This window comes from Sporolactobacillus sp. BBK16-2, from assembly GCF_059878335.1.
Genome location: NZ_CM187611.1, coordinates 285476 through 303069, shown reverse-complemented (window position 1 = coordinate 303069; position 17594 = coordinate 285476). Strand labels below are relative to the sequence as shown.

The following is a 17594-nucleotide window of genomic DNA, read 5'->3' as shown; positions in this document are numbered from 1 at the left end:
TTTATATTTTCATACACTTATATTATGATACACTTATTTATTGTGCAACGTAAATGCTCATTTTCGGTTATAGCGCCAACGAAAAGATGATCCCATAAAAAGATAAAGGGAAAGTCCCCATAAGAAGCCTCTCCCATTACTGTTTTTATGCTTAACTGCATGAATCCAATAGCCCTGTTCCATTAACGTCTTATACTCTTACAGACGCAAAAAATTCTTCATAAAGCGCTTGTACGGCTTTTTTCTCAACGGCTTCCTTTACCCCGAACATCATGCTCGTCTCGGATGAACCTTGGTTGATCATTTCAATATTAATCTTTGCATCAGCGAGCGCCCGTGATGCTCTTGCCATCGTTCCAACTTTTTTCCGCATTCCTTCACCAACCAGCATGATGAGGGCCAGATCATGCTCAACCCTGACCTCATCCGCGTCAAGATCGGTCATAATCCTTTGCATGATTCTTTTTTCGATCTTTTCTTCCATTTGATTTTGCCGGACAATGACCGTCATATCGTCAATGCCTGACGGAATATGCTCAAAGGATAGGCCGAATTCCTCTAAAATCAGCAGAATCTTACGGCCAAATCCTATTTCTCTATTCATTAAATATTTACCTACATAGATGCTACAAAATTTGTCATCGCTTGCAATCCCTACAACGGGACCGTCTATATTCTTCCTGGCACTTACGATTCTTGTTCCTGGCGCTTCCGGGTTATTCGTATTTTTCACATTGACAGGAATATCCGCACGAAACGCCGGAATAAGTGCTTCGTCGTGAAAAACAGAAAATCCCCCATAGGAAAGCTCGCGCATTTCACGGTAGGTCAGTTCGCGAATTTCTTTCGGATTTTTAACAACATGTGGATTGACTGCGTATACCGCATCGACATCGGTAAAATTCTCATAGAGTTCGGCTTTAACACCATTTGCCAGAATTGATCCGGTAATATCCGATCCGCTGCGGGAGAAAGTCACGACATCGCCGTCTGTGTTGTAGCCGAAAAATCCCGGGAAAACGATAATGCCCGATCTGTTTCTTAACTCATATAGCCGCTCATACGATTGAGGCAGTACTCGAGCATTCCCCGGATCGTTGCTCACTAAAAGTCCGGCTTCTTTAGGGGAAACATAATGTGCATCCAGCCCTTTATGTTTCAGAGCAGCTGCAACCAGCTTGGCATTATTGTCTTCACCGCTCGCCTTCACCGCTTCGATGAACGATGCGGGATTCGATTTGTCACCGCTCAGCAAGGTTAGAAGATCATCTGATATTTTCCCAATAACTTTATTTGAAAGATGCAGTTCTTGAGCGATGCTTTCATATCTGCTCAGTATCGTTTCAACCAGCTGATGTGCATCTTGCCCATTAAGATATTTTTCTGCACAGCTGATTAGTAAATCGGTAACCTTAATATCATCCGAATAACGCTTTCCCGGAGCTGAAACAACTACGATTTTTCGCTCAGGATCAGCTGCAATAATATGATAGACTTTCTCGACTTGTGCTCCGGAAGCGAGTGAGCTTCCGCCAAACTTAACGACTTTCATTCCGGCAACCCCTACTCTTTATAAATGACTGAAAATGTACCCCTAGTATCACTTATTTCTGAATAAGAATCAAACTTTTTTTACATTTTTTCCGAATAATCAATAACGGCGGTCACGAATCAAAAGAAAAAACCAGGCTTTGACCTGGTTGCTCGCATCCTTTCGTTAAGGGCATTCGAAGGCGTTAATTATCAATGTACTTATGGTACCAGCTTGCCGCAGCTTCCGCTTCTTTTTGCGTGAGCCGGTGACCTTGATTCTCCCAGTACAAAACGGTCTCTGCATGTGCGGATTCAAGCAAGGTTTGCAGTTCTAATGTTTCGTCCACTAAGCAGATGGGGTCGTTCGATCCGGCAGCAATGAATACTTGTGTCCTAGTAAGATCCGGTAATCTTATGCCACGCCTCGGTACCATCGGATGATGAAGCACTGCACCTCGAAGCGCTTTGGGAAGATGAAAAAGCAGGCTTGCAGCGATATTGGCTCCGTTTGAATAGCCGATCGCAATCACATTTTCCCGATCGAAGGAATAGGTTTCTGCTGCCTGGTCAATAAACCGATGAAGCTCATACGTACGAACGATCAAATCTTCCTCGTCAAAAACTCCTTCAGCTAAGCGGCGGAAAAAGCGAGGCATGCCATTTTCCAAAACAGTTCCCCGCACGGCGAGAATTGATGCATCAGGATCGATCAGCCTCGCCAACGGCAACAGATCCTTTTCATTGCCGCCGGTTCCATGGAGAAGCAGCAATGTCGGCTTCGACAGATCGGTTCCTTTAATAAAGAGATGGCGCATACTGAATCTCCTTCTTTGCGTTTATTTTGGACAGAGTCGTCACAAAAGCAATCGGTCTCGGAACGATTTCTCCAATTAGCAACTTATCATGTTCTTTTTCCGTCACTGATGACGGATTGATGGAAAGCAACAGTGCCCGCTTTCTTGGCCGTCAGTCGCGTGTTCGAACGGTGATCGGCAGTAAAATTTTCTCCAGTTGCGGCCGCAATTCTTCATATTGCGGCGGCAGCATCAGGTTTTCACCTAATTTTTCTTTAGGCTCATCGATGGCAAAGCCCGGAACATCGGTAGCCATTTCAAAAAGAATACCGCCAAATTCCCGAAAATAGATTGAATAGAAATAATTACGGTCCTGGACAGGGGTCACGCCGAGCCCATTTGCTTCAAGATATTGCTTCCATTCAAGCTGATCCGAATCATCCTCGACCCGGAAGGCAATATGATGAACCGTTCCAACGCCCATGCGTCCGCGCTCAGAAGGCGTCTTAACCACATCAATCACATTGCCAAGATCTGCCTCACTTTGAAAACGAATATAGCCGTCTTCTTCACCGATACGCGCAAAACCCATCACTTTTTCAAGCAGCCTAGTGGTTTGCTGCGGCTGAATGGAGCGCAACACGGCCCCGCCGAATCCCTTGATTGCTGTATCGGCTGTGACGCCGGCGAATTGCCAGGTACTGGTCTTCCCTTCTTCCCGTTCAACCAATTCCAGCGCGATTCCATCCGGATCATGAAACTGCAGACTCTGCTCGCCAAAGCGCACCGCTTTGGAAAAAACAACCTTGAACTGAGCCAGACGACTTTCCCAGAATGCCATTGCCCCCTTAGGAATAACAAATGATGTAAGCCCGACCTGACCATCACCGACTTTTCCGCGATGCCCTTCATCCCATGGGAAAAAGGTAATCGCCGTGCCCGGGCTGCCGTCTTCATCACCAAAATAGAGGTGGTAGGTTCCCGGATCATCGAAATTAACGGTTTTTTTCACTAAGCGCAACCCAAGAATGCTCGCGTAAAAATCAACATTTTGCTGAGGATTGCCAACGATGGCCGTGATGTGATGAATACCTGCTGTTTTTTTCATGAATCATTTCACCCTTTCTTTTTTACCTTTTTATTCTCAATCGAACAACGTTTCTCCGAAATTTTAGAATAAGAATGCATCGACCGCATAGTATCCAGGACCAGCGATTGCTATACCAATCGTGACAGCAAGCAAGACCAAATTATACTCAAAACCATTTTGTGTTGCCCACAAGCCATTGGAACCGTGCACCTTAACAATGGCAACAACCATCGTACCTGCAATCATGATCCCTGCTAAGGGAGTCAGAAATCCCAGAGCAAAGAAAAGTCCGCCGACGAGCTCTGATCCGCCTGCAAGAATAGCCATAACGACACCTGGTTTCATTCCGATCGAATCCATCCAGCCCGCTGTTCCTTTTAATCCATGACCGCCGAACCAGCCAAATAATTTTTGAGCACCATGACCGATAAACAAAATACCAATAACCAAACGAATCACGAACAAACCGACACTAAACATAAATAATCTCCCTTTTTTATACTACTAATTCATATATTCTTAATTCGAGATATTAGGCAGAAAAATGTCAGTGCTTTTCCGCATACCTGCCTAATTTCTTTAAGTGATCAATCAACTGATGTTTTTCCTCATCAGTGACGCCGCTGAATAGTTCATGAATGGCTTTCTTATGCTTGGGAAAAAGATCATCCATAAATTCTTTTCCTTGTGGCGTAATCTCCGCAAACGTGACACGGCGATCTTCCGGACATGGCTTGCGCTTAATGAAGTTCTTCTTTTCTAGTTTATCTACGACGTAGGTAATACTGCTGCTTGCAAGTAAAATGCGCTCACCAATTTTTTGTATCGGCTGTGCCCCTTTATGATCAAGCAGTTCAAGCACTGCAAATTCTGTAGGATTGAGTCCATACTTTTTAATATTATCCTCATCACGTTTCGCAATGGTTTGCATCGCCCTTGAAAGAACAACAAATAATTTGAGTGATAGATCCTGATCCCCGGTATTTGGCGAACTGCTCATAAGCACGCTCCTCTCAATTATCTCGAATTCGAGATAATTGTATAATGATCGACTGCCTATGTCAAGATGAGCAGATCCTAAAAAAATAAAGACCGCGATGAAACGGTCTTTATTGTACCCACAAGTAATATCCGTAAAATGATCGGATCAGTTCGCGGATTGCTCCTGAATAATCTTCACGATACGATTCAATACAGGCAGATGCTTATTTTTGCTTTTGCAGGCGATATAGATAACATTTTTAACGCTTAGCGATTCAAAGATTACCTTGGCTTTTGTTTCATCCATAGAATGATTGAGTATATAGGTTGGGATTAAACTGATCCCATCGCCATTTTCAATAGCCTTTAACATTAAGTGCAGATTAGGAATGATATGCTTCGGTTTCATCACCGGGCGCTTCTTAAAGTGTACCCGCCAAAACCTTCTGATGATCGGCAAGTCCAGACCATAGCTGATCCAATCTTGTGACAGCAGCCATTTTTCCGTCGCCTTTAAATCATTATTAACGGGTATTCCTATTCGTATTGGTGCAGTAAGGACAAATTTCTCTTCACATAGTTTGCTGAATTCAATGCCCGGCACTTGCGCTTTTTGCGACGTAATGATGAGATCCACTTTGTCTTCTTTTAATAAATCCAATAATTGATCAGCCGTTCCAAAATAGGAGACGGTGTCTGTTTGATAGGCTTGAAGCTGTTGGAGAATGTTTTCCTGAAAATAGTCAATCGCCGATCCAATTCTCACCATAGAACGTGTAGGCAACGAGGTTGCTTTGAAGCTCAATGTGGCTTTCTCCAATGACTCGACAAGAGGCGCGAGCTGTGAATATAATGCCTTGCCTCGCTCAGTCGGCACCATTTTCCTTGGCATTCTTATGAACAAAGGCTCTCCAACCTCAGCCTCTAAAGCAGCTAAGTGCTGACTCATCGCCGGTTGTGTCATGATTCGTTTGTTGGCAGCTTCAGACACCGAATGATACTTATAAATCGAAACAAAGCTTCGATACCATTCAAAATCCACCAAATGACAAAATCTCCTTTTCAGATAAGTTCATCAACGTAATAAACGGTTCCGTTCACTAATTGCTCATCTAATATCAAATGAACTAGTGCATGTGCTACCTCGACGGGATTGCGCAAGGCGCCACTTGTCTTAAACCGTTTAAATTGATCAATGTCCGTGAATGCTTCTTTTTCAGAATCTCTTATTCGGCCCTGCATGTCTGTGTCCATAATGCCGGGGCTGAATGCGATCATTTTATGAGAAGCTTCTGTTTGTTCCTGCTCAAGACCGGCTACTTTTGTGTGCATATTAACCGCTGCTTTCGTTGCCCCATAGACACTCCATCCATGAATCGGTCGCTCGGCCGCGCCGGAGGTTACGTTGACAATTACCACCTCAATCGCTTCATTCTTTAATTCGTTCAACAATGTATTATTTATAAGCATCGGGGCCAACAGATTTAAATGGACTGCTCGCTGAATCGCGCTATTGTCTAGAAAGCCGACGCGCTCAATGGGCTCCACCGTGCTCGCATTATTCACCACATACACTTTTTGAGGCTTTCGCGCAGCGATTTGCCGGCATATTTTCTTAATAAAGGGCTCAATCTCTTCCACATGACTAAGATCGATACATTCATGTGAAAATCTCCCGTCGCTCTTTGCGATAAGATTTCGCACCTGTTCATTGATGCTCCGGGACAACCCGATAACCTCTTTACCCTGCTCCGCTAAGGCTTTGCTGACCTCAAACCCAAGCCCTTTTGATACGCCTGTAACAAGTGCCATTTCCATAGTGTCCGCCTCATTTCCTAAAAGAAAAGCTGATACCCTATAAGATACCAGCTTTTCGTTGATTAACCTAGTTTTTCGATCACTGCGTTAGCTACAGCTAAAGTAGACTGAGGATTTTGGCCGGTGATCAGGTTACCGTCCACTTCGTAATGCGTCGACCAGTTTGGCGCGGCAACGAAAATAGCGCCTAGATCACGAATCTTACTTTCCAACAAGAAAGGCAGTACCGGTTCTAGTCCCGTCTGTGCCTCTTCTTTGTCCGTAAATGCATTCACACGCTTGCCGGCGACAAGCGGCTCGCCGTTGGACAGCGTTGCTCCGGTCAATCCTGCCGGTCCGTGGCAAACAGCAGCTACAATCTTGTCTGCTTCATAGAAATCGCGCAGCAATTCCTGCAACTTTTTGTTCCCAGGAAGATCGAACATTGCTCCATGTCCGCCCGGTAAGAAAATGGCATCGAAACGCTCATAAGACACATCATCGAGTTTCACAGTATCTTGCAGGTACTTTTCCGTATCCAGGATCTCTTGCGGTGTGCTCTCATCGATACTTCCGGGATCAACGGTGCTTTTTCCGCCAAGAGGGCTTGCAACCGTAACCTTATACCCTTTCTTTATGAATTCACTATATGCTTCAGCAAACTCGGATAACCAAATACCCGTGGTTTTGCCTTCTGTAAGTTCCGTATGATTCGTGACAACCATCAAAATACTTTTGGACACAATCATGACCTCCTAAATGGATTATCTAGTACCCTGTTAGTCTAATCGCGTCAAACTGATAAAACAAATTATGTTTTTATAGTCTATCGATAAATATATTTATACATAGGCAAAAAAATCACCCTAATGCTTCGAGTGATGACCTACTATTTTTCTTTCAAATAACTTGTGAACTCTTAATAAATTTCTCAATCCGATCCATGCCTTCCTTGATTTTCTCCATGGATGTGGCATAGGAGATGCGGACGTATCCGGAAGCGTTACTGCCGAAGTTGTCTCCAGGCACCACGGCAACATGCTGCTCATCCAGCAAACGGTCGCAGAATTCTTTGGCTGAAAGACCTGTCTCTTTTATGTTCGCAAAAATGTAGAAAGCTCCCATCGGCTTGATGCAGGAAATTCTATTGATCGCATTTATGCGTTTATAGATATAATTACGACGTTTTTCGTATTCCTTCACCATCATTTCCCGATACTTTGCACCATTGGTCAGTGCCTCGATTGCGGCATACTGAGCGGAAGAATTGACGCAACTCCAGACATCTTCGGTAATTTTGGTCATTTCACAGATAAGATCAATCGGACCCGTGGCAAAACCAACACGAAATCCGGTCATGGCATGCGTTTTCGAGCAGCTGTCCACGATTAAGGTCCGTTCCTCCATGCCAGGGAAAGAAGCAATACTCGTGTATTCTTGATGATCGAACAGGATGTGACGGTACACCTCATCACTGATGACAAAAAGGTCATGCTTCTTAGCAATTTCTGCGATCTCACCGAGCGATTTCTTATCCATCACACTGCCGGTCGGATTGCTTGGAGCGTTTAAAAGAATGACCTTGGATTTTGGTGTGATAACCTTGCGCAGTTGATCGGCCGACATGTTAAACTCATTTTCTTCTGTCACATCAACACAAACAGGAGTGCCTCCGCAAAGGACGACTTGTTGGCCATAATTGGTCCAATATGGTGAGCTGAAGATAACCTCATCGCCAGGGTTCAAGAGCGTGGTCAGACCGAGGAAAAGGGCGCCCATACCGCCTGTAGTGACAAGACAATTTTCTATATTATAGGAAACGCCGATCGTCTTCTCTAAATAGTTCACATAGACCTCTCTGAGTCTGGTCATGCCCGCACCGGGTGCGTATTTTGTCTCCCCTTCATCAAGGGATCGCTTAGCCGCCTCAATAATATTTGGTGCCGAAATGAAATCCGGCTCACCAACGGCAAAAGAGATCACGTCGTCGATCTGTGCTGCTCGCACCATCATCTCTCGAATGGGCGAAGACTGAATCGCCGCCACTTTATTTGAATACTTCAAAGCTGCAACCTCCTGTTCTATGATGTTGAAAGAATAGCTTCCGAAATTTTTTCCATAAAGTTAAAATAACACAGAAGAATGCTTTTTGGTAAAGATGTTTTCTAGATTCCAAAAAAGGAAATTTAAATGCCAGCTGCTTCCATGAAAATTAAGCATGTAATTTATATTTCAAATAGTAATGACCAGTTAAGAAAAAAATGAGTGAGATACCTAGATTTATTAATGTTTGCGGAGAAACACTGGCTTGAATGGATGCAGCAGGTTGAAACAGCATCACATGATAATAGGGAATGATTTGCCCTCCTGTCAAATATTCTGTTGAAACGTAGGAGCCTATAAAAAGCAAGGGGACCCAAATCAGCTTAAACAAAATAATGATCATAAAACTTAGTGACGTGTAGACCAAAGCCTCAGATACAAATTGAAAGAACAAGGCAATGAATGGTACGTGGTAAAGCCTCACTGCCAATAATAAGCTGCAAACGAAAATCAGTACAACATAAGCTAGGAAAAAGAGCAGTACCCTGAAAAATCCATGCTCTATGGTCCTTAGCGGATAACTGAACAAGAACGTACTCCCTCCTTCCTCAAAATACCCATAAAATAAAAATGAGATCCACCATGCAGAAAAAGGAGCAACAATAAATTCCATTTGGTGCAGCAACGTGTCCGGAAGCGTCTGATCACCAAAAAAGTACGTAGCGAGAAACACAAGAAACGGACAAAAAGGAACATAGAAATTGTAACCCATCGCCTTTATTTCAAACGGCCAATCCATTCGTTTAAACATGATCAGCCTCCTTCATGTAATAAAGATAGGCATCTTCCAAATTAGGTTCCACCTGTCCGGCACCCGGCAGTTCCGTATCATGGTAAAAACGAATACGGTAATGATCCCCCTGCTGCACTGTTGAAATGATTGCCTGCTCAGGAATAGGCGGATCCGCATCTATCGGGCTGTCCATTTCCCAAATATGTCCGTCAGCATGTTTTGTCAGTTCACGCCTTGTCCCTGATGTAATCACTTTCCCCTCATTAATAATGGCAATATGATCACAAGTGGCTTCCAGATCTTCGACAATATGCGTGGATAGGATAATAATTCGATTTTCTGCTAGCCGTCGCAGAAGCTTACAAAACCGGACACGCTCCTGTACATCCAGGCCAGCTGTGGGCTCATCAACGATCACTAATTTTGGATCACCGAGAATGGCCTGTGCAATACCCAGACGACGAAGCATGCCCCCGGAAAGCGCGTGAATCTTTATGTTTTTTTGATCCTGCAGATTAACGGCTTCCAGAATATAATTGATTTCCCTCTTGCGTTCGTCTTTCTCACTGATTCCTTTTAAGACAGCAAAGTGATTCATGACTTCATAAACGTTTAGCGACTTATAAATGGAGAAATGTTGCGGCAAATAGCCCAATAAATTTCGAACCTGGTGAGGCTGCTTCCAAGATAAGTCATTTAACTTTATTTCTCCGCTGTCCGGAGTATCCAATGTAGCGATCAAGCGCATCAACGTTGTCTTCCCAGCCCCGTTAGGTCCTAAAAGTCCAAATGTTCCAGTAATACTTAGTGTTACATCATTAAGTGCGCATTTTTTACCGAAGGTTTTAGCGATACTGTTGATTTTTAATGTAGCCATTTAAGATCTCCCCATTTCTTTCTTGAGCAACTGATTTAAAGAGTCCCACGATGTGTCACCGGATTTCATTAACCGATACCAAGAGCGACAAAAGTCTTTTTTCTTAGCCACGCTGGTATCTATGTTTTTCGCGACTTGTCCCTTCATCCAATGAGACAACCATTCAAGAACTTCCTGCTTTTCCCCTGTACTCTTTACGCCTTGATACCAATCCAATACTTCTGAATCATTGCGACTATGTGCGGACTGATTATACAGATAGGCATAGGTCATGTCGAATGCTCGTACATAATCTAGGTCACTCACGTGGATACCATCATATTTCCAAGTGACTGCAGGCACCAGCCAGTTCACATAAGAATCCAATCCTTCTTTAAGCAAATACTCGGAAGCATCGCTAACAATCAAGGTGTCATCGGTATACCAAGCAAACTCTTCGGAAGATAAGTCCGAGATGGAAAGGATCGGTATTCTAAAAATCGTTTTTGGAACTGCTCGATGTCCTAGATCTAAATCCTTTTTTGCCGTTTTAATAAATGTTTCGGTTTGTTTCTGCATGTCATTCATTTGAGGATTTTTTAAGTTTGTTGTATGAACGTAGCGTTCTCCATTCTTGTTTTCGCTCTGCACTTCACCGGACACAAGTGTGAGACCGTGCGTGTTTCCTGACCACTCATTATGGGTTCGTTCTGGAATATTCGTATAAAGCGGTGTTCTGCCCCTGTAGTGCAGCACATAAGAGATCTTTTGCCTGTTTTGATGATTCATTCGCGTTAAATTCCCGTTATCGAGCGTAAACGAAGGACTTAATTGTGTGGATGGAAGCCAATTAAAATAATAGGGCAGATAAACGGATTGTCCATTCGCATAAAAGAGCGGTGAACTTAGCCCTTGATAGTTGAGATCAACCTTAAGATTGCGGCCTGGTATCCATTTATTTTTCAACGTAAGATGAAGAAGATCCTTCTTCTGTGAAAAAGAAGCTGATTTTCCATTGACCCGGATTGTTTTGACCTTAAATCCATGATAGAGAGATAGATCCACATGACGTAAAGAGTGCTGCTCTTGATTTTTAAGTGTCATGTTGACTTGTGCAGTTACCAATCTTTTTACGCGCAGATCGATCGTGTATGAGGTCGCTCTTATAGTGTACTGTTTCGGAACTACTTGTTTCTTAAAATAATAGTATTGTTCCACCATTTCTCTTGGCTTTGTGCGTGCATTCCCTGCTGAATAAACCTGTCGATCCAAGTTCAAAGAAATTGTGAGGATCAATACAATAACACTCAAACTAATCACAAGCACATTTGTTTTTCTTCGCGTAAACACACGATACTTCAATGAAAGAGTAAGCAAAAAAATTCCAAGAAGAATAACAAACCATAAGAGGTGTTTTTGCCAATAAACACTGTCATTAGCAAACCCATAAAGGCCATCATAACCAATCGTTGGATTCGGTTCTCCAAGATTTAAAATTTCCGCAGCCCGTTGAAGTGTTCGTCCAAGAAAAATAAAATTTGCCGGTCCGATCAATCCCCAAATAATTATTGAATACAGATAGACCACGCGATCTTTTGTAAGGAAAGCAAGCATAAAGCCGAGTAAATAACTAATATAAAAGGTAAAAGAAAAGTAAAGCATGACATAGAGAAAAGCACTGAAGAATAGATGATTCAACGAAAAGCCTTCAGCCAAATAAACAATGGCATATTCTATGTATAAAATGACACCAACAAAGATTGAAATGAGCGCCCCAAAGATCCATTTTGCAAATAGCCTGGGAACAAATGCATGATGTATGCTGAGATAGAGATCATCAACACGATGAACGGTATCCATTCGCACACTCCAGATTCCAATAAAAAGGAAGGCAAGTATTCCCCCTTGAACCAAGAAACTAGACCTAGGCATAAATTCTCCTGGGTTAACAATCTGATGTAAACCCAGCCCCTCATAAATCATTCCACCTAGCAAAAGAACCAAGAATAAAGGTTGACGTAGTAACTGTAACCATAGAATATTTAGCGTATTGATTATTCTACTTTTCATCAAATCGCTTCCCTTTATCGAAATTTGCAGAAAAATATTTTGAATAGTGTTCGTGTAAAAAGCACACTATTAATTCAAAAATTTAAAAACATAAGATTGTTTACAATACGAGGGGGGATATTAATGTCTTTTCAATTAACAGGCAGAAGTAAGATTTCCGTAGTAGATTTTTGGTGAATAACTCTTTCATTTTTATTATTTTACTCCTGTAACGTATTTGCAGCTAGTTCAAACGTGGATATATATAGCACACCGCAACATCGCTATTAGATGAACTTTGGGGCCAGCCTGTTCGCAGCATCGGTACCACATTGTCGAGATTGCAGCCAGACCAGGAGTATCAATTGGATCTCTTTTGACAACTCATCCAGGATAAACTTAATCGTGCTATGGATCAGATTTTTGCCCGCATGTATGCCCTGAGTAATTTTTTTAGTGCCTTAATCTCAAACTCAGTAAAGATTTGACGCTGTTTACTGTTGAGTGAGAAGTCTAACTTTTTTTATCTTGAATTTTGGAAAAATGTAATCGATAATGTTTTCTTTTTTTCCAGGTTGAATATATAGTTCAACATCTTGTTTGTTTATTTCTGTTCCGTAATAGTGTAGATTATCTGGTGTTAATCCTTGGAATCCAGATGTATGTTTAGCGTTCTCTCCTTTTTTTAAGTTTAAGAGAAAACGTCGAGTTTTTCTGTTTGCAGCAACTGCATTTATGGTCATTTTATTTTTGGAAGCAAGTAGTTGATTGATTTCTTTATCTACTACATTATTCTCCCAATCTTCTGAGTCTCCAAGTTCAAATGCATAATAACCTATACCAATAATAACAATTAGCATAAGCGAGATAAAAATGGCCGTTTGTAACTGCTAAACTAAAATCAACAGATTCTGCTAAATAGAAATGAACACTTTTCGCTAAATAGTAATCCAGATAAGTTATGATAGTTTTTCAACATGATTTGTCTGGAGGATTCGAAAGGTGGAAAAATTACTCTTGTATGTACAGGTTCATCAATTGAGTGAACAAGGATTCAAAGTGGCGAAAATCGCCAAAAAACTGGGTATTTCAAGAAATACTGTTTATAAGTTTTTGAAAATGTCTTTTGAGGAAGCCAGTGATTGGGCGAATTCTCTTAGTCAAAGGAGGAAGAAGCTCGATCCCTATCGGGATCAAATGATAAGTTGGTTAAAAGAACATCCCGACCTTTCTTCCGCCCAAATTGAGGATTGGTTGAAGGAAAAACATCCGGGTCTAACCATTGGAGGGAGCACCATTCGATTATTCGTCAAAGATCTGAGGGAAATCTACCATATCTCAAAAGAGATACATGCTCGTAGTCATGAAGCGGTTGATGAACTTCCAATGGGATATCAGGTTCAGGTGGACTGGGGAGAAATAACGCTTAAAAACGTACTGAACAAGGAGGTGAAGCTCTACTTTATCACATTCGTTCTGTCTCATTCTCGATATAAATATGTGGAATGGCTGGGAAGACCTTTCACCACAAAAGATACGATTCGATGCCATGAAAATGCCTTTGCTTATTTCGGGGGCATGCCGGAGGAATTGGTTTATGACCAAGATCACTTAATCACGGTCAGTGAAAATGCGGGTGACGTTATTCTGACCGGTGAATTTCAGGCTTATAAAGAACAACGTAAATTTCGTTTACATCTATGTCGAAAAGCAGATCCCCAAAGTAAAGGGAAAATAGAAAATGTTGTCAAGTATGTTAAGTATAATTTTGCCAAGAACAGGGTCTTTACGAACATCGATACATGGAATGAAAAAGGCATCGCTTGGTTAGAACGGACAGGGAATTATAATGTACACAATACAACAAAAAAGAGACCGGCTGAAGTGCACGCCCTCGAAAAGCAACACTTGAAACCAGTCTCTCCGCTGCTCTCCATTGAGAGCGACTATAGTTCCAGTATAACAAGAACTGTCTGTCCAGACAATGTCATCAAATATAAATCCAATCGTTATTCCGTGCCCTTGGGAACGTATCGTCGAAATGGTGATAATAAAGTTTTCATTGAACTCAAAGAAAGTGAATTGATCATCAAAAAGCAATCACAAGGTGAAGTCCTTGCTCGGCACATCCTAAGCACAGGAAAAGGCGAGCTCATCAAAAACAGGCAACATGCTCGTGATCGCTCAAAAGGAATTCAAGCCTATAAGGAGACGATTATCCGTCAATTCAATGATGGCGATCAAGCGGCATTATTCATTCAAGAATTGAGTAAGCGGTATCCGAGATATGTCCGTGATCAGCTTCAAATCATCCAGTATGCCCTTCATCATTTCCGTCAGGAAATGGAACAAGCCTTGACTATCTGTATAAAAGACCAACTCTGGAGTGCCAACGATCTTCGAGATGTTTCCCAACATCTGGCTCGCCAAAAAGAAACAAAAGTCGTACAAGCATCGTGCCAAACTCAGGGATCACAAAATGATCGTGTCGCACGAACACGCCAAGTTGCTGCAACGGTGAGAGAAATGGACGATTATATCCAGATACTCGGAGGCATGGGGCAATGAACAGTACAGTCAAAGAGATACAAGAGCACTTCCGCCATCTTCGGATGGCGGAGACAGCCAATGGGCTACCGCATCTCTTGCGAAAAGCCGAACAATCTTCTTGGACCTATCAAGAATTACTAGAGGAACTTTTAACTTTCGAATTAAAGCGGAGAGAAGAAAAAAATGTAGAAAGAAGATTGAAGTGGGCCAAGTTCCCTTATCAAAAGACACTGGATGAATTTCGCATAGACGAACAACAATCCATTAGCAGTCGGCAGATCAACCAGTTAAGGGAATTGAATTGGCTAGAACAACAATATAACCTGATTCTTCTTTGCCCGCCAGGAGTGGGTAAAACCCATATTGCGATTGGTCTTGGTCTTGAGGCTATCTACAAAGGCTTCAAGGTAAGCTTTATCACCATGGGGGAGCTCGTCCATCTGCTCAAGACAGAGGAGTACCTATCTAAATCCAAAACGCAGCTGAAAAGGCTACGGGAATCGGACCTTGTCATCATTGATGACCTGATGTATCTAGCAATGGATCAGCGAGAAGCCAACTTGTTTTTTCACCTGATTAACCATCTATACGAACGAAGTTCGGTCATCCTGACATCGAACAAAGGGCCGAAACAATGGGGAGAATTAATGGGCGATCAGGGGATCACAACAGCTATATTAGACAGAATTCTCCATAGAGTAGAAGTCATTCACCTAAACGAAGACAGCTATAGAATTAAACACCGAAGTACAATTTTCAAAGAGAAAAGTGTTCAAAATTAATTAGCAAAAAGTGTTCAAAACTACTTGACGGTTACACCGTTTTATGACGACTTATTATTTTCATCGTATTCTCCTTTTTTTTGCAATTATAGGGGATAGTTTGTGAAAGATTATTTATTTCGTTCTTGGGTTAGTCTCATCATTATCTTTTCCACAGTTATTTTTTGCTGAATCCATCATCTCATAGTATTCCTAACTTTTTTCAATCTCGCAACATGATGAGTATTCGTAAATATTTTTCTTGTTCTTCATTTTCCTCACTTTTTACCAACAGTTGCCTGCGAACGTTCCTTTTCTCTGCTTTCGGATGGCTATCATTTGCAGTCATGTATTTCATTTCAATTTGTGTTAATCATTCCTTAAGCTATTATTATTATAATAAATTGATCTTTGATTCTGTCCTTTATGTCGCCCTGTTTCGGTTTTTCTTCCAATCGGTGCGATCATAAATCGTTTCAAAAGAAATAATTATTCTGCCATCATCTCATTTTTTGAGAATGGACGAGCAAAAAAAGTTGGGGAGTGACACGATGAAAAAATACCGCTGGCTCATGTGGCGAAAGGTATTGATTTTCTTCATTATCGCCGTAATTATTGCTACAGCGATTTGGACAGGAGGACAGGTCGCTCAAAATATCGCCATGACAGCATTTAATCTGATCTTTCAATTGTTCTTTGCCGTACTCTTTATGATCATCCAATTTGTTGCCCTCTTTTGGTTTCTTGCCAGAGGCCGAACCTATTGGATTATGCCCGGCGAAACGGGATCGAGTTGGGACGATTACCGAGGCAATCCTGAGGTCGTTGACAATGCTAAACGCATTGTCACCTTGCTCAGAGGTGTCAAAGATTTCAAGAAAATGGGTGGCCAGGCAATCCGTGGTATGCTGCTTTGCGGACCACCGGGAACAGGAAAATCTTATCTCGCTCAGGTCGTCGCAAATGAGGCTCAGGTTCCTTTCGCCTATGCTTCGGCACCAAGCTTTCAAAATATGTTCTTCGGTGTCGGCAATCTTAAAGTAATGAGCCTCTATAAAAAGGCTCGAAAGCTAGCAAAAACCTATGGTGCCTGCATTATTTTTATCGATGAAATTGATGCGATCGGCATGTCTCGGCAAGCAGGAGGCGCCGCTGGGGGTATGGGTGGCATGCTCGGTATGGGCGGATCGGGTTTGCTCAACGAACTTCTGCTGCAAATGGACCCACCGAATATTGATCATTCACGGTTTGCTAAGCTGTTCCGCGCGCTTGGACTCAGGCACAAAAAAGCAGAGCGCCGCGCTGTATTGACCATCGGTGCAACCAATTTACCGGACGTCCTGGATTCCGCTTTACTTCGTCCCGGTCGATTTGATCGAAAGCTCTGGGTCTATCCCCCTGACTATGACGGACGGGTGGATGTATTCGACTATTATCTTGTGAAGGTTAACCATGATGAATCGCTGACTCCGCAAAAAGCGGCATTGGACACCATAGGCTACAGTCCGGCACAAATTAAACATATTGTGAATGAGGCCATCGTTATTGCGCATCAGCGCGGAGCAAATGGCGCGAGTTATGAGGATTTTAGAGCAGCCATGGAAACCTATGAATGGGGCTTAAAACAGCCGCTTCGATCAATGAGTGACGATGAAAAGCGTAACGTCGCCTACCATGAGGCTGGCCATGCGGTTGCTCAATATTTACTGAAGCCTCATGAACGTGTTTGGAAAGTGACCATCATCCGTCGAGGCAGCGCGCTCGGACTTGCCGCAACGAAACCAACCCATGAGCGTTATAATCAAAGCGACAGCGAAATGCTGGCGGAAATTCAAGTATGCCTCGCATCACGCGCGTCCGAAGAACTCTTTTTGGGAAAAAAATTAAACGGCGTTACCTCCGACCTGCAGCAAGCAACCGAGCTCGCCGGTGCCTATCTTGGCGCAGTCGGCATGGGCGACGAATTGTTCAGCTGGCTTTCTACAGGTTCACTAACGGACGCACTTAAACAGCTCCGTCCTAAAATCAACACATTATTAAAAGATCAGATGAACCAAGTAAAAACATTAATCGAAGAACAGACGGAATTTGTTCATGCCATTGCCAGAGAACTATTGACACGCGGTGATCTCACCGGAGAAGAAATTGATGCACTTTATGTTAATCTATATGGTCACGAGCGTCCAGAAGTGCCTGAAATCAAGGCATTAGGAACTGCCTCTGACGTGAAAAATTCGTCTGAAACTATTGCAGAAAAAAAAGAAGATTAAAGCAAAGAAACAGAGGCTGCTCACACGTCATGATACGACGATGAGCAGCCTTTTTTTACCAACATTCAAATGAAGGA

The 17594-nt window shown here is 42.6% G+C and carries 16 protein-coding genes and 2 pseudogenes; 4 read left to right on the top strand and 14 right to left on the bottom strand.

Annotation, left to right across the window (positions count from 1 at the left end; all coding sequences use genetic code 11):
• Positions 1-190: 190 nt before the first annotated feature.
• The 13 genes and pseudogenes from AC6F33_RS01625 to AC6F33_RS01565 all read right to left on the bottom strand — a co-directional run bounded on the left by AC6F33_RS01625 (position 191) and on the right by AC6F33_RS01565 (position 11747).
• The gene (locus tag AC6F33_RS01625) at positions 191-1552 is read right to left on the bottom strand and encodes an aspartate kinase (RefSeq protein ID WP_500777590.1); all 1362 of its coding nucleotides are present in this window, start codon (positions 1550-1552) and stop codon (positions 191-193) included.
• A gap of 184 nt (positions 1553-1736) precedes the next feature.
• On the bottom strand, positions 1737-2348 hold the full coding sequence (locus tag AC6F33_RS01620; protein WP_255748217.1) for an alpha/beta hydrolase: 612 nt from the start codon (positions 2346-2348) through the stop codon (positions 1737-1739).
• Between the two features lie 25 nt (positions 2349-2373).
• Positions 2374-2478 (bottom strand): annotated as a pseudogene (locus AC6F33_RS01615) (flavin reductase family protein); the annotation flags it as partial.
• A 21-nt stretch (positions 2479-2499) separates the two neighbouring features.
• The gene (locus AC6F33_RS01610; protein WP_255748216.1) at positions 2500-3435 is read right to left on the bottom strand and encodes a ring-cleaving dioxygenase; all 936 of its coding nucleotides are present in this window, start codon (positions 3433-3435) and stop codon (positions 2500-2502) included.
• A gap of 63 nt (positions 3436-3498) precedes the next feature.
• Positions 3499-3897, bottom strand: coding sequence for a DoxX family protein (locus tag AC6F33_RS01605; protein ID WP_255748215.1), 399 nt, complete (start codon positions 3895-3897; stop codon positions 3499-3501).
• A gap of 67 nt (positions 3898-3964) precedes the next feature.
• The gene (locus tag AC6F33_RS01600; protein ID WP_255748214.1) at positions 3965-4417 is read right to left on the bottom strand and encodes a MarR family winged helix-turn-helix transcriptional regulator; all 453 of its coding nucleotides are present in this window, start codon (positions 4415-4417) and stop codon (positions 3965-3967) included.
• 147 nt (positions 4418-4564) lie between these two features.
• Positions 4565-5440, bottom strand: a complete 876-nt coding sequence (locus tag AC6F33_RS01595) for a LysR family transcriptional regulator (RefSeq protein ID WP_370646021.1) — start codon at positions 5438-5440, stop codon at positions 4565-4567.
• A gap of 20 nt (positions 5441-5460) precedes the next feature.
• A complete protein-coding gene (locus tag AC6F33_RS01590) occupies positions 5461-6216 on the bottom strand; it encodes a (S)-benzoin forming benzil reductase (protein ID WP_255748212.1) in 756 nt (251 codons plus the stop codon).
• Between the two features lie 62 nt (positions 6217-6278).
• Positions 6279-6938 carry a type 1 glutamine amidotransferase domain-containing protein gene (locus AC6F33_RS01585; RefSeq protein ID WP_255748211.1) on the bottom strand — a complete coding sequence of 220 codons (660 nt, stop codon included), beginning with the start codon at positions 6936-6938 and terminating at the stop codon, positions 6279-6281.
• 157 nt (positions 6939-7095) lie between these two features.
• Positions 7096-8259: a pyridoxal phosphate-dependent aminotransferase gene (locus AC6F33_RS01580; protein WP_255748210.1), complete on the bottom strand. Its 1164-nt coding sequence runs from the start codon at positions 8257-8259 to the stop codon at positions 7096-7098.
• A 148-nt stretch (positions 8260-8407) separates the two neighbouring features.
• Positions 8408-9049: a hypothetical protein gene (locus tag AC6F33_RS01575; RefSeq protein WP_255748208.1), complete on the bottom strand. Its 642-nt coding sequence runs from the start codon at positions 9047-9049 to the stop codon at positions 8408-8410.
• The gene (locus AC6F33_RS01570) at positions 9042-9908 is read right to left on the bottom strand and encodes an ABC transporter ATP-binding protein (protein ID WP_255748207.1); all 867 of its coding nucleotides are present in this window, start codon (positions 9906-9908) and stop codon (positions 9042-9044) included. Before AC6F33_RS01570 ends, AC6F33_RS01575 begins: the two co-directional genes overlap by 8 nt.
• Positions 9909-11747 carry a hypothetical protein gene (locus tag AC6F33_RS01565; protein ID WP_255748206.1) on the bottom strand — a complete coding sequence of 613 codons (1839 nt, stop codon included), beginning with the start codon at positions 11745-11747 and terminating at the stop codon, positions 9909-9911. It abuts the gene before it with no gap.
• Positions 11748-12220: 473 nt separating this feature from the next.
• Between AC6F33_RS01565 and AC6F33_RS01560 the strand changes: the two are divergent.
• Positions 12221-12316 (top strand): annotated as a pseudogene (locus AC6F33_RS01560) (DinB/UmuC family translesion DNA polymerase); the annotation flags it as partial.
• A 114-nt stretch (positions 12317-12430) separates the two neighbouring features.
• Here AC6F33_RS01560 and AC6F33_RS01555 read toward each other — a convergent pair.
• On the bottom strand, positions 12431-12796 hold the full coding sequence (locus AC6F33_RS01555) for a hypothetical protein (RefSeq protein ID WP_480948055.1): 366 nt from the start codon (positions 12794-12796) through the stop codon (positions 12431-12433).
• Positions 12797-12938: 142 nt separating this feature from the next.
• Between AC6F33_RS01555 and istA the strand changes: the two genes are divergently transcribed.
• The 3 genes from istA (at position 12939) to AC6F33_RS01540 (ending at position 17517) form a co-directional block, all read left to right on the top strand.
• Entirely contained in the window at positions 12939-14504 is a 1566-nt protein-coding gene (gene istA, locus AC6F33_RS01550; protein ID WP_255749772.1) for an IS21 family transposase, read from the top strand.
• Entirely contained in the window at positions 14501-15268 is a 768-nt protein-coding gene (gene istB / locus AC6F33_RS01545; RefSeq protein WP_480948056.1) for an IS21-like element helper ATPase IstB, read from the top strand. Before istA ends, istB begins: the two co-directional genes overlap by 4 nt.
• A gap of 530 nt (positions 15269-15798) precedes the next feature.
• Positions 15799-17517 carry an AAA family ATPase gene (locus AC6F33_RS01540; protein ID WP_500777589.1) on the top strand — a complete coding sequence of 573 codons (1719 nt, stop codon included), beginning with the start codon at positions 15799-15801 and terminating at the stop codon, positions 17515-17517.
• Positions 17518-17594: the final 77 nt, after the last annotated feature.

Bases quoted from the DNA above. Each gene is read 5' to 3' on its own strand.
- AC6F33_RS01625 (WP_500777590.1), bottom strand. From the start codon at position 1,552: ATGAAAGTCGTTAAGTTTGGCGGAAGCTCACTCGCTTCCGGAGCACAA.
- AC6F33_RS01620 (WP_255748217.1), bottom strand. From the start codon at position 2,348: ATGCGCCATCTCTTTATTAAAGGAACCGATCTGTCGAAGCCGACATTG.
- AC6F33_RS01610 (WP_255748216.1), bottom strand. From the start codon at position 3,435: ATGAAAAAAACAGCAGGTATTCATCACATCACGGCCATCGTTGGCAAT.
- AC6F33_RS01605 (WP_255748215.1), bottom strand. From the start codon at position 3,897: ATGTTTAGTGTCGGTTTGTTCGTGATTCGTTTGGTTATTGGTATTTTG.
- AC6F33_RS01600 (WP_255748214.1), bottom strand. From the start codon at position 4,417: ATGAGCAGTTCGCCAAATACCGGGGATCAGGATCTATCACTCAAATTA.
- AC6F33_RS01590 (WP_255748212.1), bottom strand. From the start codon at position 6,216: ATGGAAATGGCACTTGTTACAGGCGTATCAAAAGGGCTTGGGTTTGAG.
- AC6F33_RS01575 (WP_255748208.1), bottom strand. From the start codon at position 9,049: ATGTTTAAACGAATGGATTGGCCGTTTGAAATAAAGGCGATGGGTTAC.
- AC6F33_RS01570 (WP_255748207.1), bottom strand. From the start codon at position 9,908: ATGGCTACATTAAAAATCAACAGTATCGCTAAAACCTTCGGTAAAAAA.
- AC6F33_RS01565 (WP_255748206.1), bottom strand. From the start codon at position 11,747: ATGGATACCGTTCATCGTGTTGATGATCTCTATCTCAGCATACATCAT.
- AC6F33_RS01555 (WP_480948055.1), bottom strand. From the start codon at position 12,796: ATGCTAATTGTTATTATTGGTATAGGTTATTATGCATTTGAACTTGGA.
- istB (WP_480948056.1), top strand. From the start codon at position 14,501: ATGAACAGTACAGTCAAAGAGATACAAGAGCACTTCCGCCATCTTCGG.
- AC6F33_RS01540 (WP_500777589.1), top strand. From the start codon at position 15,799: ATGAAAAAATACCGCTGGCTCATGTGGCGAAAGGTATTGATTTTCTTC.